General features: G+C 44.6%; 16 protein-coding genes. All 16 read left to right on the top strand.

What is annotated here, in order from left to right; genetic code table 11:
* Positions 1–2: 2 nt before the first annotated feature.
* The 16 genes from O3Q51_05880 to O3Q51_05955 all read left to right on the top strand — a co-directional run bounded on the left by O3Q51_05880 (position 3) and on the right by O3Q51_05955 (position 16,863).
* Complete coding sequence (locus O3Q51_05880) at positions 3–1,904, top strand: S9 family peptidase (protein MCZ4408328.1); 1,902 nt, start codon at positions 3–5, stop codon at positions 1,902–1,904.
* A gap of 12 nt (positions 1,905–1,916) precedes the next feature.
* Positions 1,917–2,675 carry a glycosyltransferase family 2 protein gene (locus O3Q51_05885; protein ID MCZ4408329.1) on the top strand — a complete coding sequence of 253 codons (759 nt, stop codon included), beginning with the start codon at positions 1,917–1,919 and terminating at the stop codon, positions 2,673–2,675.
* A 70-nt stretch (positions 2,676–2,745) separates the two neighbouring features.
* Positions 2,746–3,264 (top strand): DUF892 family protein, encoded by a 519-nt coding sequence (locus O3Q51_05890; GenBank protein ID MCZ4408330.1) that lies wholly within the window; start codon positions 2,746–2,748, stop codon positions 3,262–3,264.
* Between the two features lie 288 nt (positions 3,265–3,552).
* Positions 3,553–4,776 (top strand): TCR/Tet family MFS transporter, encoded by a 1,224-nt coding sequence (locus O3Q51_05895; GenBank protein ID MCZ4408331.1) that lies wholly within the window; start codon positions 3,553–3,555, stop codon positions 4,774–4,776.
* A 112-nt stretch (positions 4,777–4,888) separates the two neighbouring features.
* Entirely contained in the window at positions 4,889–5,218 is a 330-nt protein-coding gene (locus tag O3Q51_05900) for a metalloregulator ArsR/SmtB family transcription factor (GenBank protein MCZ4408332.1), read from the top strand.
* A gap of 30 nt (positions 5,219–5,248) precedes the next feature.
* Positions 5,249–5,701: a DUF6428 family protein gene (locus tag O3Q51_05905; GenBank protein MCZ4408333.1), complete on the top strand. Its 453-nt coding sequence runs from the start codon at positions 5,249–5,251 to the stop codon at positions 5,699–5,701.
* A 26-nt stretch (positions 5,702–5,727) separates the two neighbouring features.
* On the top strand, positions 5,728–6,360 hold the full coding sequence (locus tag O3Q51_05910; protein ID MCZ4408334.1) for a protein-tyrosine-phosphatase: 633 nt from the start codon (positions 5,728–5,730) through the stop codon (positions 6,358–6,360).
* Between the two features lie 243 nt (positions 6,361–6,603).
* Complete coding sequence (locus O3Q51_05915) at positions 6,604–8,970, top strand: outer membrane beta-barrel family protein (GenBank protein MCZ4408335.1); 2,367 nt, start codon at positions 6,604–6,606, stop codon at positions 8,968–8,970.
* 51 nt (positions 8,971–9,021) lie between these two features.
* On the top strand, positions 9,022–9,279 hold the full coding sequence (locus O3Q51_05920; GenBank protein ID MCZ4408336.1) for a DUF2164 domain-containing protein: 258 nt from the start codon (positions 9,022–9,024) through the stop codon (positions 9,277–9,279).
* A 125-nt stretch (positions 9,280–9,404) separates the two neighbouring features.
* Entirely contained in the window at positions 9,405–10,625 is a 1,221-nt protein-coding gene (locus tag O3Q51_05925; protein ID MCZ4408337.1) for a BamA/TamA family outer membrane protein, read from the top strand.
* A gap of 19 nt (positions 10,626–10,644) precedes the next feature.
* Complete coding sequence (locus O3Q51_05930; protein MCZ4408338.1) at positions 10,645–12,396, top strand: amidohydrolase; 1,752 nt, start codon at positions 10,645–10,647, stop codon at positions 12,394–12,396.
* A 204-nt stretch (positions 12,397–12,600) separates the two neighbouring features.
* Positions 12,601–12,990 carry an energy transducer TonB gene (locus O3Q51_05935; protein ID MCZ4408339.1) on the top strand — a complete coding sequence of 130 codons (390 nt, stop codon included), beginning with the start codon at positions 12,601–12,603 and terminating at the stop codon, positions 12,988–12,990.
* A 97-nt stretch (positions 12,991–13,087) separates the two neighbouring features.
* Positions 13,088–13,549, top strand: coding sequence for a hypothetical protein (locus O3Q51_05940; GenBank protein ID MCZ4408340.1), 462 nt, complete (start codon positions 13,088–13,090; stop codon positions 13,547–13,549).
* A 62-nt stretch (positions 13,550–13,611) separates the two neighbouring features.
* A complete protein-coding gene (locus O3Q51_05945; GenBank protein MCZ4408341.1) occupies positions 13,612–14,124 on the top strand; it encodes a hypothetical protein in 513 nt (170 codons plus the stop codon).
* A 22-nt stretch (positions 14,125–14,146) separates the two neighbouring features.
* Positions 14,147–14,626, top strand: a complete 480-nt coding sequence (locus O3Q51_05950) for a hypothetical protein (GenBank protein MCZ4408342.1) — start codon at positions 14,147–14,149, stop codon at positions 14,624–14,626.
* Positions 14,627–14,793: 167 nt separating this feature from the next.
* Positions 14,794–16,863 (top strand): tetratricopeptide repeat protein, encoded by a 2,070-nt coding sequence (locus O3Q51_05955; protein ID MCZ4408343.1) that lies wholly within the window; start codon positions 14,794–14,796, stop codon positions 16,861–16,863.
* Positions 16,864–16,869 lie beyond the last annotated feature (6 nt).

Consider the following 16,869-nt stretch of genomic DNA (forward strand, 5'->3'; position numbering starts at 1 on the left):
CCATGAAAAAGACTTCAATCCTTATTTTCTTCCTTTTGCCCTTCGCAGTGGCGGCCCAAGTCATGACACCCGAAAAACTATGGGAACTCGGAAGGGTAGGTGCCAAAGGCATTACCGAAGACGGGAAGTACCTCGTCTACTCCGTTACCATTCCCGATGTGGCGGGCAATACTTTCAACAAAGAAACCTACGCTGTTGATATCAAAACAGGCGAAATGGCAGACCTTAAAAATCCTGCTTCTCTTCTTGTAGATTCTAAGCTTTCGCCAGATGGCAAATACGTATTGATGGACGAAAGAGTTCAAGTGAGAGATGTGCGGTCTTCCGATATCTATCCTCAGCTAGAGAAGAGTGACGCTATGATTTACGATGATCTCCACATCCGTCATTGGGATGCTTGGGATTATGGAGACTACAACCATGTAATCATCAAAAACGTCGAGACAGGAGACAAAACGGATTTGCTCGAAGGAATGCCTTACCATACACCCACTGTTCCCTTCGGAGGACCGGAAGATTATACGTGGAATGCCGATGGAAGTGCAGTAGTTTATGTCTGCAAGAAATTGTTTGGAACGGAGTACGTAAATAGCACGAACACCGATCTTTATCAATACGATTTGGCTTCAGCCGAAACAACCAATCTCACCGAAAGCAATAAGGGGTACGATACGAGTCCTGTCTTTTCAAGAGACGGTAGACTGGCTTATCTGTCAATGGAGAGAGACGGGTACGAAGCCGATAAGAACGACATAAAAGTGCTTTACGATGGAACACCAATTAATCTTACTGAGTATTGGGATGGGACCGTAAGAGAGTTTGTTTGGAGCGATGATTCCAAAGAGATATACTTCACGGCTGCTACAGGAGGAACAGTTCAGTTGTTTCGCTTAACCGTTCCTGCAAAAGTGGAAGGCAAAACTGCCGTAACTCAGATTACCGAAGGTCAGTTTGACGTGTCGGGTATCGTCGGACAAGTGGGCAAAGAGTTGATTTGTGGACGAAACGACATGAATCACGCCCGTGAGTACTATGCAATTAACCTAAAGAAAGGAACAATGCGCCCCTTGACGAAAGTCAATACAGAAACTTATGCGAGCATGAAACTGCCTAAAGTGGAAAAGCGCATGGTAGCGACCACCGACGGAAAGGAAATGACGACTTGGGTGATTTTTCCACCCGATTTTGATCCCGCAAAAAAATACCCAACACTGCTTTACACGCAAGGCGGGCCGCAATCAGCATTGAGTCAGTTTTACAGCTTCCGCTGGAATTTTCAAATCATGGCGTCGCAGGGCTACATCGTAGTAGCGCCAAACCGTCGCGGAATGCCCGGGCACGGCGTGGAGTGGAACGAAGCCATCTCCAAAGACTGGGGTGGTCAAGTGATGGACGACTACTTATCGGCTATCGATGATGTAGCCAAAGAATCCTATGTAGACAAAGCTCGTTTGGGTTGCGTAGGAGCGAGCTACGGCGGTTATTCGGCATTCTTCCTGGCAGGAATTCACGAGGGCCGATTTAAGTCTTTCATTGCTCATGATGGGGTTTTCAACCTCGAAAGTATGTACGGAACCACCGAAGAACTTTTCTTTGTGAACTGGGATGCAGGCGGCCCATATTGGGAAAAAGAAAATGCAGCTGCACAAAAAACCTACGAGGAATTTAATCCGGTCAATTTTGTCGACAATTGGGATACGCCCATCCTGATTATCCAAGGTGGAAAGGACTATAGAGTACCTATCGGACAAGGCCTTGAGGCCTTTACAGCGGCTCAGCAGCAAGGAATCAAAAGCCGTTTGCTTTACCTTCCGGAAGAAAACCACTGGGTGCTTTCCCCTCAAAACGGAATCGTTTGGCAAAGCGAATTCTTTCGATGGTTAGACGAAACATTGAAGCAATAACTAAAACAAAATATGACTCCGATCTCAGCGGTAATCATAACATTCAACGAGGAAAAGAACATTGGCCGATGCCTTGATAGCTTGGAAGGAGTGGCAGAAGACATTGTCGTAGTCGATAGTTTCTCGACCGATAAAACCGAGGCCATTTGCAGAGAGAAGGGTGTAAGATTCGTTCAGCACCCGTTTGGCGGATATATCGAGCAGAAGAATTATGCTCTGACGAAATCGAAGTATGACCATGTACTTTCTATGGACGCCGATGAGGCTTTGTCACCTGAATTAAGGGAATCAGTTCTGCAGGCGAAAACCAATTTCATAGCAACGGGTTACGAGATGAACCGCCTCACAAACTACTGCGGGAAGTGGATTCGACATACTGGATGGTATCCCGATAAGAAGTTGCGTCTCTTTGATAAACGAAAAGCACGTTGGGCTGGACGTAACCCACATGATCGCTGCGAGTTGGACCAAGGAAGCATGAGAGCGCACTTAAACGGTGACCTTTTGCATTACTCCTTTTATACAATCGATCAGCACTTAGACACCATCAATAAGTTTTCGTCCATAAAGGCGCAAGTCATGTATGAGCGAGGCAAGAAAGCCCATTGGTACAACTTCATTGTAAATCCCGCATTCCGTTTCTTTCGCGATATGGTGATCAAAGGTGGATTTCGCGACGGATTTTACGGATACGTTATCGCGAGAAATTCCGCACACTCAGTCTTTTTGAAATACGCTAAGCTTAAAGACCTCTACCGAACCAAGGGTTGACTTTTGTCAGGTTTTAGTTGAGTCACAATTCCTACATTTAGGTAGTACTAAACCACCTAAAACTAGTATCATGGAAAAAGGATCCACCATAGTCAACCTAAGAGACTTATTTACAGAGCAACTCCGCGATCGATTCGATGCTGCCAAGCAACAAGATCAATTCTTACCGAAGCTGATTAACCGTATCACGGATCATGAACTCAAGAATATCATTTCTACCATTGTGCTCAATAATCGTGAGCACCTCAAAGAGCTCCCTGAGATTTTTGATGCGATAGAACGCAGTGCCGAAGGTGAAACCTGTGAGGGGACTCAGGCACTGATCCATGAAGCCATGGAGGTCATAAGCCGCTCCGTTGACGAAGAAATTATCGACGTGGGAATAGCCGTGGCAGTGCAGCACATCAAGCACCATGACATTTCCGGATACCGTACTTGTCGAACCTATGCTTTGGAGTTGGGTATGCCACATATCGCTGAGACATTGGACCAAATGCACGGTGATGCGCAAGGAAGTGATGAAGCGCTGAACAAGATTCTCATTGAAAGTCTTGGCGAAAAAGCCGTGCATCCGATTACTGAGTATTAATTCTTAAGGTGTTAGCCGTTTTTCATGAGATGAGTTACTCCTGGCGGGGCATTTCTCCTTGGGGAATACGCCTAATTCAAAGGGAGCTATTATGGTGAAAGAGTCTTTTATTGAACTATTATAAATTAAGACTGCTATCAATTGTCTAGAGGATTAACATTAAGTGATTTGTAGAAAAACTACTTTTGCCGCCTGACCCTTACAAGGGTTTCTGCAAACAATTCACTAGGAATTGACTTTTAAGTCATCTCACATTCCGAATTGTAGCTTTTTTAATTCTTTATCAGGTTGGCGCGCAAAGGTTCACAAGCATCATTGGTTTTTATCTTCATTACCATCTTGATTGATGTGATCGGTGTGGGGGTGATCATTCCTGTCTTGCCATCTCTCCTCACAGAGTTGTCAGGTGAGGGACTTAGCGAAGCCTCACGAATAGGAGGGTGGCTGCTCGGCGCTTACGCTTTGATGCAATTCTTTTTCGCACCTGTTTTGGGAGCGTTGAGCGATCGCTACGGCCGTCGCCCCATCATTTTGATTGCGCTGCTCGGGTTGGGAATCGACTATATCTTTCATGCATGGGCACCTACCATCACTTGGTTATTCGTAGGTCGTTTGCTGGCAGGAGTTACAGGGGCTAGTTTTACGGTTGCCACGGCTTACATCGCTGATATCAGCACCCCCGAGAAAAAAGCACAGAACTTTGGTTTGGTTGGGGCGGCATTTGGGTTGGGCTTTATTCTAGGCCCCGTTATAGGTGGAGTTACAGCGGAGTATGGTGTTCGTGTTCCCTTCTTGGTAGCAGCAGGTCTCAGCTTGGTAAATTTCCTCTACGGCTTCTTTGTTTTGCCAGAGTCATTGCCTCCCGAAAAGCGCATCACCGAGATCAATTGGCGCAAAGCCAATCCTTTCTCAACCTTCAAAAACTTCAAAGCATTTCCTGCGCTCATTGGGTTTATGATTCCTTTTTTCCTAATCTATATAGCGGGTCATTCGGTGCAATCGACTTGGACCTTTTACACCATGTACCGATTCGATTGGGACGAAGCTACTGTTGGTTACTCTTTGGCAGTGGTGGGAATAATTGTCGCCATTGTTCAAGGAGGATTGGTAAAACATGTTGTAAGAGCCATAGGAGAAAAGCTTACCGTCATCATCGGTATGTCACTTTGGTCTTTGGGCTTAATTCTCTTTGCTTCCGCCAATCGCGAATGGATGATGTTTGCTTATATCTTGCCGTATTGTTTGGGTGGTGTGGCAGGACCTACTTTGCAGGGAATCATGTCTAATTTGGTGCCTGACACCATGCAAGGCCGCCTCCAAGGAATTCTCACAAGTATCATGAGCTTGACTTCCATTCTCGGTCCGCCATTGATGACCTACACCTTTTACATCTTCACGGGAGAGAATGCGATAGCCGATTTTCCAGGAGCACCATTCGCTGTTGGAGCATTACTGATGATTGCTTCATTGGTTTTGGTTTTCAGACCGCTTAGGAAAGCATTAGTAAAGTAAGTGGAACAGCAGAATACGAAACAAAGCCTCTAATCTTCTCAAAAGTTTTTTTAAAATATGTAGTATTCGATTCTAATTCATCGTAATATTGCAATGAACAAATAAAGATAATATGGGTCTCGCCAAAACAGAGATGTTTTCCGAAGTACAAAATGAGGTTGCCTTATTTGCAAAGGCATTTGGACATCCCGCCAGAGTGGCCATTCTCGAGCACCTTTTTAAAATCAACACTTGTGTTTGTGGCGATTTGGTTAATGAGATAGGGCTCGCACAACCCACCATTTCACAGCACCTCAAGGAACTGAAAAGCCTTGGGTTGATTAAAGGAAATGTTGAAGGCACAAGTGTTTGCTACTGCATCGATAACGAGAAATGGACCGCCATGAAAGGAGTGATGCTTCGGTTTTTGGATCAAGACATAATAAATGAATCTTGCTGCTAAGACGGCTTTAATCGAACTAAAAAAAAGAAAATGAAATTATCACAAGTTAAATCTGCCCTGAATCAATTGGATAAAATCGCATTCCAACTACCCAATGGCGAGTTGGTGCCTTCGCACTTCCACGTAACGGAAGTGGGGAAAATCACCAAGCACTTTATCGACTGTGGTGGAACGGTGAGAAACGAGGAAGTCGTAAACTTCCAGCTTTGGAATGCCAACGACTATGACCACCGTTTGCACCCCGAAAAGTTGCTGAAGATCATCGAACTCTCGCAAGATAAGCTGGCCATAGGCGATCTCGATATCGAGGTAGAATACCAAGCAGAGACCATCGGCAAATTCGGTTTAGATTTTGACGGAACCAACTTTCTACTCACCACCAAGCAGACCGATTGCCTGGCAAAGGACAATTGTGGTATTCCTGAAGAGAAAATGATGGTAACAGAGTCCAATGATTGTGTTCCCGGCGGCGGATGCTGCTAAATCATTTAACCATTATTCCCATTGGTATGGCTTTGTATCCACAAATTGAAGAAACGGTATCGAAGATTGATTTGGCGACAGTACCTCTCGAGCGTAGAAAAATCTTGCAGCCTCTTGTGTATTACATTCGAGAGCAGGTGATCAAAGGCCTATCTGCACGCCTCAACTTCATCTGTACCCATAACTCTCGCAGAAGTCATCTTTCGCAGATTTGGGCGCAAGCCATAGCTTATCGCTGCGGTTTTGGAAATGTGTTTTCTTATTCAGGAGGAACGGAAAGCACGGCGCTTTACCCAATGGTAGCGGAGACATTGCGTAAACAGGGTTTTCAGATAGAAACCATTTCCGAAAGTCAGAATCCCATCTATGCCATGAAGTATTCGAGAAATGAGCCACCTGTTATTGGCTTTTCAAAAAAATGGGATCACGATTTCAATCCGCAATCAGAGTTTGCTGCAATACTCACCTGCTCCCAAGCTGATGAAGCTTGTCCCTTTATTGCAGGTGCCGAGGTGCGCATTCCCGTGACATATGAAGACCCGAAGCGCTATGACGACAAACCGCAGCAAGCAGAAAAGTACGCCGAAAGGAGTCTTCAAATCGCTACTGAGATGAAATACGTGTTTGAAAATGTACGTAAAGAACTTCGTGTTCAGTGAGCTAGAGTTCTTTTGTTTAAGGTCTTTAGACACACCTTTGTCAAATAACAACACCTCTTAGTCTCGCGATTGCTCAAAAAAACATTGACAAATGGAGGGCATTGCGAGTCGGTGATCAACTGAAATCATGTCTTAAATAAGTGCTTGTTGAAAGTCACATCTCAAAATTTCTTACTCTTAGATTAAACTTCTCTGTCTTACTTTTGTCTTATCTCTTTAATCTGCCAAGAAGCGTCATCCGATATGCGTTTAATAAGAGTTCTTCTTCTTTTATCAGCCCTTTTTTCGGGCTTGGGTCTTTATGCCCAGGATCTTACTGTGCAAGGTACGGTAGTAGATGGGGACAACAATGAGCCCATTCCTTTTGCCACTGTGGCATTGCTGCAATCGCCATCCAATGAAATCTTATCCGGAACGACTACCGATGTAGAGGGTAAGTTTGAATTGAAAGCGGCCTCATCCAATGTCAAAATCCAAATCACCTTTATTGGGTATGAGGATAGAATAATTGATGCTCCTGCTGTAGCAGGCGGAAAATTGGACTTCGGAATGATCACCATTGAATCATCGGCCACAGGCCTAGATGAAGTAGAGATTGTAGCCGAAAAGTCCCAGATGGAATTCAAACTTGACAAGCGCGTATTCAACGTGGGCCAAGACATTAGTTCTACAGGGATGGGTGCAATGGAATTGCTTGATAATGTTCCATCAGTGAATGTAGACATTGAAGGGCAGGTGAGCTTAAGGGGGAACTCGGGTGTTCAAATTCTGATAAATGGAAAGCCTTCGGTTCTTGCCGATCCCGAAGGAAATGCACTGGGATCCATCACTGCCGATATGATTGAGCAGGTGGAGGTCATTACCAATCCCGGGGCTAAGTACGAGGCTGAGGGAACAGCGGGTATCATCAACATTATTTTGAAGAAAGACGAGAAGAAAGGGCTAAATGGCTCCATCTCGGCCAATACCGGTATTCCCGATAACCACAGCCTTGGCGGAAGTATGAATCTCAGAACTGAGAATTTCAACTTCTTCACTCAGTTTGGTGCGGGCTATCGTTCATTACCGCGTTTCCGCGAAAGCGAGAACCTTGATCTTACTACAGGAAATCTTCTAAAATCCGATGGAACGGAATACCGCAACGAGGCGTTCTACAATATTACCCTAGGGACCGATTACTATCTGTCTGAGCGCGATGTCATTACCCTTTCGGGAAGTTTTGCCTTTGAGGATGAAGACCAGCCCAGCGAAACGGAATTCTCCTTTTTTGGCGAAAACGGCCTGCTTGAGTCCAAATGGTTGAGGGAAGAAACCACCGAAGCCGACAATCCGAAATACCAATACGATTTCAACTACAAGAGAGAATTTGCCGATTCGGAAGACCATACCCTGCAGTTTAGTTCTTTGGGAAACTTTTTTGGGAAGGAGAGTTTCTCCTCTTTTGAGAATACTTCTCTGCTGGATGCAGAGGTAGAACCGAATCAAAAGACACAGACCGACTTCTTCGAGCGACGGTTTCTTTTCAAGCTTGACTATGCCAAGCCCATCAAAGAACGTTGGAGCTTGGAAGCGGGAACGCTTTATGAAATTAAAAACGTAGGAAACGACTTTGCCGTGTTCAATGAGGTCGATGGCGAGTTTATTCCTGATTCCAGCTTTACCAATAATTTTGAATACAATCAGAAAGTATTGGGAGTCTATGGAACTCTGGGCTACGAAGCCAATGGTTGGGGCGTAAAAGGGGGACTTCGCGTGGAAAATACGGATTTGCAAACATTCCTCACCAATACCGATGAGCGCAATGTGCAAAACTTCACCGATTTATTTCCGTCCTTGCACGCCTCGTATAAGTGGAGCGAAAAGTTCTCGTTGCAAACGGGGTATTCGCGCAGAATCTACCGACCGAGACTTTGGGACTTGAATCCCTTCTTCAATATTCGAAACAACTTCAATATTCGTCAGGGAAATCCTGAGCTCTTGCCGGAGTATTCGGATTCGTATGAAATCACAGGAATTTTGCTTTTGGGTACGGTGTCTTTCAATTCTAGTATTTACTACCTGTACACCACCGAGAAGATCGAACGGGTGACTTTTTCGGAAGACAACCGAAACATCACCAAGCCGCTTAACATTGGCACGCAAGACAAAGTAGGGTTGGAGCTAAACGGAAAGTACAGTGCAGTAGATTGGCTCACTTTGAACTGGGATTTCAACTGGGGATACTTCAATCGAGATGGTGAATTTGAAGGGCAGAGCTTCGACTTTGCCGACGATCAGTGGACAACGGAGGTGACGGCCAAGTTCAAATTCACCAATGATATCGACTTTGAGGTAACGGGAAATTACCAATCAGGATTTGAAACCATCCAGGGATCCCAATCGGGATTTGCTTTTGCCAATATGGGCTTGCGCAAGAAATTCCTCAATGGAAAGATCGTAGCTAATTTTGCGATCCGAGACATTTTTTCCTCACGTATTCGCGAAACTTTTACGCGCCAAGCCGACTTTACCGCATACGACTTTTCGCAGCGCGGCACTTTCTACACCTTGGGCATCAGCTATGGTTTCGGAAAAGGAGAGGCGATGACCTACTCGGGCAGAAGGCGATAATTTTGTGCACCGGGCATTGCGATCTGTAGAAATCATTTTAGCTTAGTCGGCATGGCACGAGTCAATCGGAAAGGAGATAAAATCTCTGACGAGAAAAGGCAAGAATTGATCGATGAGATCGTCTCGTTCTTTACTAACGAGCGTGACGAAAAAATCGGAGTCCTAGCCGCCGAACAAATCCTCAATTTCTTTTTGGACAAGGCAGGAGCTGATATATACAACAAAGGTGTTTATGATGCTAAGGCTGCCATAGAGCGTCAACAAGAAGAATTGTATTATGATCTGGATGATCTGCTGGATTTGAACTGATTAAAGTATTCACAATTCCCCATTGACGAGCAAGTCAAAATTCTTATTTTGTTTTCCTAATCAAACTTCCAATTGGATTGAGTCTTTTCACTACCCGCTAAGGGCCGATCGACAAAACGATTCCTATGAAAAAGGCGATTCTGTTATTGTTATGTTCTCTTGGACTGTCAAGTATTTCGTTTGGCCAAGAAGATCGGGATACCTCGGCGTTTATTCAAGAATTCAAATTTATTCCGCTCCCTGTTTTAGCTGCCAATCCTGCCGTAGGATTTATGTATGGCGTAGCACCTTCGGGTAGCTGGATGATGGGCCCCACAGAAATGACACATCGTTCTTCTTTTGTGGGCTCGGTAGTCTACACGACCATGAATCAGCTGCTCATTACCATGAAATCCAATGTTTTTACCAAAGATGATAAATGGAATCTTTTGGGTGACTGGCGCTATTTCATTACTTCACAACCAACCTTTGGCCTAGGGACGGGGCCTCAGACTTCCAAGCTGGTTTCTCAAGGGATAGAGTACGATGATGGCAATTTTACAAACGGAATTGACGAAGCCCAAATGATGGAGTTCAACTATTTTCGGTTTCATCAGTCGGCGCTGAAGCGAATCGAAGACACACGCTTTTTTGTGGGGGTCGGTTATCATTTGGATATCCACTCCAAGATTGAAGACCCCTTGTTGGATCTGGATTCAGTCCCACCGACCATTACCTCTCACTACGGCCATTCAATAGTTGAAGGATTTAATCCCGAAGAGTACACTGCTTCAGGTGTTTCGATCAATGCGCTCTACGACAGTCGAGACAATGCCATCAATCCATATTCAGGGAGGTATGCCTTCGCAAACTTGCGCATCAATCCTGAGTTTTTAGGGAGCTCCCAATCGTCGTCTATGCTCTGGTTGGAATACCGCGATTATTTTAATCTTGATGAAAACAGACCGCGGCATTTGATTGGTTTCTGGGCTTATGGAAACTTCGTTACCTCAGGTAGTGTTCCTTATCTGGATTTGCCTGCAGTCGGTTGGGATCAATTTGGAAGATCCGGAAGAGCCTATCCACAAGGAAGGTTTAGAGGAGAAGACATCCTCTATTCAGAAGTAGAGTACCGATTCCCTCTGCAAAAAGAAAAAGAGACTTTTGGTGGGGTAGTCTTTGCCAATGGAACCACAGCTTCCAATCGAAATGGGAATATTGACTTGTTCGAGTATGTAGACCCCGGAGTGGGGCTGGGGCTGCGAATCATGTTGGACAAAAACGCACGCACCAATTTAACGCTAGATTATGCCTGGGGCGCCTACGGAGCTCAAGGGTTTTACTTGAACGTAAATGAGACTTTTTAGAATACAAATTTCAGCAGATATGTTACAAAATAGTTCTAGATCCATATTATTTCTGTTTTTGATTCTGGTCGCATGCACCGATCAGAAACCTCAAACTCTGGACAAAAACATCGATGAACCCTCAACCCTTTACCACAATGGAGACATTATCACCATGGTTGGAGATCAGGCGGAATACGTAGAGGCCGTTGTCGAGCAAGAAGGAAACATTGTTTTTGTGGGCACTCTGAGCGAGGCACAAAAGAATTATGGAATAGCTAACAAAGTTGACCTCAATGGTGCCACCATGTTGCCTGCCTTTCTTGATGGACACGGCCATGTCTACTTCACTGGTGTCGTTTCTTTATTTGCCAATTTACTGCCACCTCCCGATGGACCCGGCGCCGACTTCAATAGTATTGTGCAAACAATGACTGAATTTAATAGCAGCGAAGATGGACAATGGGCCTCAGAAAAGTTCAAGTGGATTATCGGCAATGGATACGATGATTCTCAACTTACGGAGAAAGATCACCCTAAGTCAACGGACTTGGATAAGATAAGCACAGAGCTGCCCGTGCTCATCATGCATCAGTCAGGCCATTTGGGTTCGATCAATAGCAAAGGATTGGAATTAATGGGTTGGACAGCTGCTGAAACACCAAATCCTGAAGAAGGGAAACTCCGCAGAAATGCTGATGGTACACCAAACGGAGTGCTCGAAGAAAACGCTTTCTTCACGGTTCTATTTGCGGTATTAAACAAATTGGATCCTGAAGTAGAAGCCAAGGCCATTAAACTCGGCCAAGAGCAATATGCCCAAAACGGCTATTTAACTGCCCAAGAGGGAAGGTCTACTCCCGAGCAGGTAAAGTCTTTGGAGAGAGCTGCTGCCAATGGAGATCTCTATATCGACATTGTATCCTATCCGGATATGAGAATGGAGGGAGCTTACGATCTGCTTTCTAACGGCGGACACGACGATGATCACAGCTATTCAAACAATTTTAGGGTAGGGGGAGTAAAACTCACACTCGATGGTTCTCCTCAAGGAAAAACTGCCTGGCTATCTAAACACTACCACGTGCCTCCCGCAGGCGAAGATCCCGATTACCATGGTTATCCGATTATGAGCGATTCCATGGCAAATCAATATGTGGAAGATGCCTTTAAGAATCAATGGCAAATCCTCTGTCACACGAATGGAGATGCGGCCATACAGCAATACCTGAATGCCATCGAAAAGGCTCAAGCTCAATATGCCTATCCCGATCATAGAACGGTTATCATTCACGGACAAACCATTCGCGAAGATCAAATCGAAAGAGCCGCATCGATGGGCGTGGACGCCTCACTCTTTCCCATGCATACCTTCTACTGGGGCGATTGGCATGTGGAGTCAGTACTCGGTCACCCTCGGGCCGATTATATTTCTCCCTGTCGCGATGCCTTAAACGCGGGCTTAAACATCACTTCTCATCACGATGCTCCCGTTACCTTTCCGAAATCGATGCGGGTTCTGGACGCTACAGTCAATCGCACAACCCGCAGCGGAAAAGTGCTGGGCCCCGATCAAAAACTGACTCCTTACGAGGGTTTGAAGACACTTACCGATTGGGCGGCTTACCAATATTTCGAGGAAGAAACCAAAGGGACTCTTGAGGTTGGGAAATATGCCGATTTTGTGATTCTGGAAAGAAACCCGATAAAAATTGATCCGATAGAAATCAATCAGATCACGGTATTAAAGTCCATACGCAGGGGAGAGGTGGTCTTCGAGAAAGGTAATTGAAAGGACTGATTTTTCTTTAACGCAGAACAGCTTGGTGAGTACGTCTTAAAGTGACTTCAGAAAAAGGATAGTCAATGACCTTTCGGGTAGGAAGAAATAAAAACTGATAGCACTTCATTCGCGCTTGACCATCGCGATCTCAGTTATGTAGGAATTTACGGAAAGCCCCACTAGCTTTAACCAGAATGTTGGCAACTATTTAAAATGAAAAATATAGCGACAATTATACTCTTTGCGTTGGCTTTATCCTCAAATGGACAATCAACTACTAAACTCTCAGGTAGAAATGAACAAATAGATTCATTATACAAAGACGGCTTTAAAGGTTATCAAAGAGACTTTAGGAATCAGATTTATTACCCTTCAGAAATAAAACCAGAAGGAATTGTCGGACGCATTTATATTGAGGCGGTTATTGACACTGTGGGACAAATTTCAGATTTCAAAATAATGCGTGGAATAGATCACCGCCTTGACAGTATAGTTAGTGAGAAATTCAAAAATACTGAAGGAAAGTGGCGAATCCTCGTGAATGGACAAGATGAGAAAACTCCATACATAATTCAGGATTACATTCATTTTGAGCTTAGATAAAAAGAGATAAACATTGGCCAACATTCGGTGAAAGGCATAATTCCCTCTAGTCGCATACCACAACTTAGTAAGCAGCGCTAGTAGCAATTAGACATCAATGGGCTCCGAAACCGCCATAAGCAATATGCAAACCGAAGGCAATTCTAAAAAGACAATGAGGAAACCGGCAATGTTGCTTCTCACGGCATTACTACTAATAAGTTGCACGGAGGTGAACACAACAGACCCGTTGGATTCATACAAGTATTGGGCAGGGGCTAAACCACCCGATGACCTGAAAATAGTGAATGGACAATATTGGCAATCGGCGCATTGGACAAAGGAATACGTCCTCTATCTCAAACTAGAACCGACTGACGAATGGTGGGATGCGTTTCTAAATCAAAACTTAATATCTCCTGACACAGATGAATGGACAAAACCCGGCGACGCTCCAACGTGGTTCAGGCCGTCCGATCACTCTATACGGTATGGCGGTGGTGAGGACTTTGACCAAGGCTCTCGATATTTTCGAGACACCTTGACCGGCGAGTGCTATATATACGAGATACAACTATGACAAAAATTAAGAACTACCCATAATAAACTATTTGATTGCGTGCTACCACATTGTTACAGAGCATGAAAAGGAGACATCTTTACACTTTTGTTGTTGCGCTTATATTGCAGGCTGTTTGCGTTGGGCAGGACACGTTGTTTCTCGATAAAGGTTTTTACGAAGAGTTGTCAATCTCAATCGGATACGACTACAGTTTTGCTGAGCCTAATTCGCGCAACTATCATCTCATTGAGGCGCGAATTCAAAAACAGAGATATGGCGGTCACCATGGGCATTTCGGTAACCTGAGTGCAGGACTCATGGTCGGAATAAACACGGACAAGTTTTTGGTTAGCCCGGTAGTAGGGGGACAGTTCTCTTACGGTCCTTTTTTTACAGGAATTGATATGGCCTATTTCACTGATTTCGAAGAAGGGACATTTAGAATCATTCCGATGATAGGCTTTGGCTCATACAGGTTCCGAATTTCCATAAACCCACATATCCGCATCACAAATAGGGATTATGAGCCGATCGACCGTGGAAACTTAACCTTTTCGATGAGGCTGTTTACAATTAAAAAAGAAAAAGAATAAATGCATAATTCAATCAGGTAAGATGAACAAGGAAAGAACATTGTTAATTCTTTGGATAATTTTTGGGTTTGTGTTTATCCAAGCGGTGGACTCATTGCTGTATCTCGCTATACATCTGGTTTATTTCGCAACCTTATCCATTGGGATGTCATATTCAATTTTGAATTTCCTGTTACCCGCTGTCACTGTATCTTTCTATCTGCTAGCAATTGTATTGCTTCTGAAAAAATTTAAAATAGACTCCTCCGTGAGTGGCATTCTGTTGACTGAATTTCCTAAACGGTTATTCATAACCTTATTGATTGCAGGGGTTGTATTAAATCCAATAACGAATAGATTAAGCGGTCTGTTCGGCGAATTTGGCCCTGTTCGATTAACTGGAAGCGCTTCCGAGCTTTTAGAGTTTTACGGATGGATGCACATGTGGATTGGTGTAGCCAGATGGGGCTCTTTGATAATTCTTGGACTTATCTACTTGAATAAGTATCAATTAAGAGATTAAACCAATCACAACAGTGCATAAGAATACATCGTTTCTTACCTTCTGCTATCACAGCATGGCCTATACGTTGGCCCCTCCTCGAAAAATCCTACATTTAAAGCAATTCAATTTACTAACCATGTTCTCTCGGGACGTGGTTGAGGTAAGACCAGCTAACCCAAGTACCCATGAGAACATCAGTACTCGTACTTCTCCTTATTTGCTTCGGATCGACGCTGGATGCCCAAACCAATCTTGATTCGCTCTACTCTGTTTGGCAGGATAAGAACCAAGCTGAGCCTGATCGGCTCCATGCCTTTCATGAATATATCCGAAACAAATACCTCAACTCAGATCCCGATTCGGCATTTTATTTAGCGGGTCTTCAATATGAGTTTGCCCACAGCGCAGATCTTCAAATGCAAAAAGGTGAGGCATTGCTTCTACAAGCACGTGCGCTCAACCTCAAGGGCGAGTACACCCAAGCTTCTGAATATTTCGATAGAAGCATGGAGCTGTTTACAGAAATCGGAGCAAAAGATCAGTTGGCAAAAAGCTTTATTGATAAGGCAAGTCTCTATATCGACTTAGGGAAGTATGATTCTGCATACGCTTATTTCGATATGTCTATAGCAACGTATCAAGAGCTGAATGATAGTTCGGGCGTGGCAACTGTCTTGCTCCGAAAAGCCTATACCGCTGAAATTTCGGCACGGTATACTGAGGCCATGGAATATGCCTTTGAAGCGTTGAGAATATCAGAAAAGCTCAAAGACTCGGTAGGAATTGCCGATGCTTATGTAAAGCTGTCCGCCATTCTGTACCAACAAAAGAACTATGAAGGCTCCATAGAATATGGGATGAAGGCCTTGGAGTTTTTAAAACAAACCAACGATCGGGAAAGTGTGGCTGATGCTTACCTCGAGATCGGATATAGCTATTTGATACTGGGCGATCTCGACACCGCACTGACGTATATGAATCGCACCCTAGATATCCGAACGGCCATCGGAAGTTCGCCATTAAGCATCGGCAGTGCCATAAATGGCAGAGGCAATGTGTACAAGCACATGGGAGACTACGACAATGCGCTGGCAGATTACATGAGATGTCTGGAGATATCGAAAGCACAGGGCTCCGAACTCGGCATTATGGCACCGACCGCAAACATTGGCCATGTGTATATTTTGATGGAAGAATACGAAAAGTCATTGCCCTATCTATTCACGGCCGTAGAGATGATGGAAGCCTCGGACAACAGGTTGAACATCGTTGAGAACTACATGCACATATCCAAGGCCTACGAGGAATTGGGGCAGTTTGAGAAATCACTGAAGTGGTACCGCAAGTACAATACTACCAAGGATAGCATATTTACGACACAGAAGGATCACACACTCTCAGAACTCAGAACCCAATACGAGACCGAGAAGAAAGAAGAGCAAATCGCCAGCTTGGAGAAAAAGGCTGAACTCGAGATGCAGGCTCATCAGAGAGATCGGCTTATTAAAATTCTCTTGGTTGTGCTGGCGGTGCTGCTGGTAGCCTTTGCTTTTGGACTGTGGAATCGACTGGCGTTCATGCGAAATTCTCGTGGTATCATCCAAAAAGAGCGTGATCGAAGTGAAACCTTGCTTCTCAACATCCTCCCGAAGGAAGTGGCTGAGGAGCTCAAAGAAAAAGGGGAAGCCGAAGCACAGTTGATTGACCACGCGACGGTGCTGTTCAGCGACTTCAAGGGCTTTACGGCCATAAGCGAAAAGCTCAGCCCGAAAGAATTGGTGAGAGATCTTAATGATTGTTTTTCGGCTTTTGATGCGATCATGGACAAGTATGGCATCGAGAAGATTAAAACCATCGGAGACTCATACATGGCTGCGGGAGGCTTGCCATTGCCCGATGCACTCCACGCCGAAAACGTGGTGCGAGCAGCCTTTGAAATGCGCGACTTCATAAGGGCAGGAAAGGCAAAGAAGATCGAAGCCAAACAACCGTACTTTGAAATCAGAATAGGTATTCATACAGGACCTGTGGTAGCTGGGATCGTAGGCGTTAAGAAATTCCAGTACGATATATGGGGAGATACCGTGAATACTGCCAGCCGAATGGAAAGCTCGGGCGAAGTGGGTAAAGTAAACATCAGCCAGTCAACCTATGAAATACTGAAGAATGACTCCCGATTTGAGTTTGAAAGTCGTGGTAAAATTAAGGTGAAAGGAAAGGGAGAAATCGATATGTACTTTGTCTCGAAAGTTTAAGTACTA

The organism is Cryomorphaceae bacterium 1068 (assembly GCA_027214385.1).
Lineage (GTDB): Bacteria > Bacteroidota > Bacteroidia > Flavobacteriales_D > Cryomorphaceae > JAKVAV01.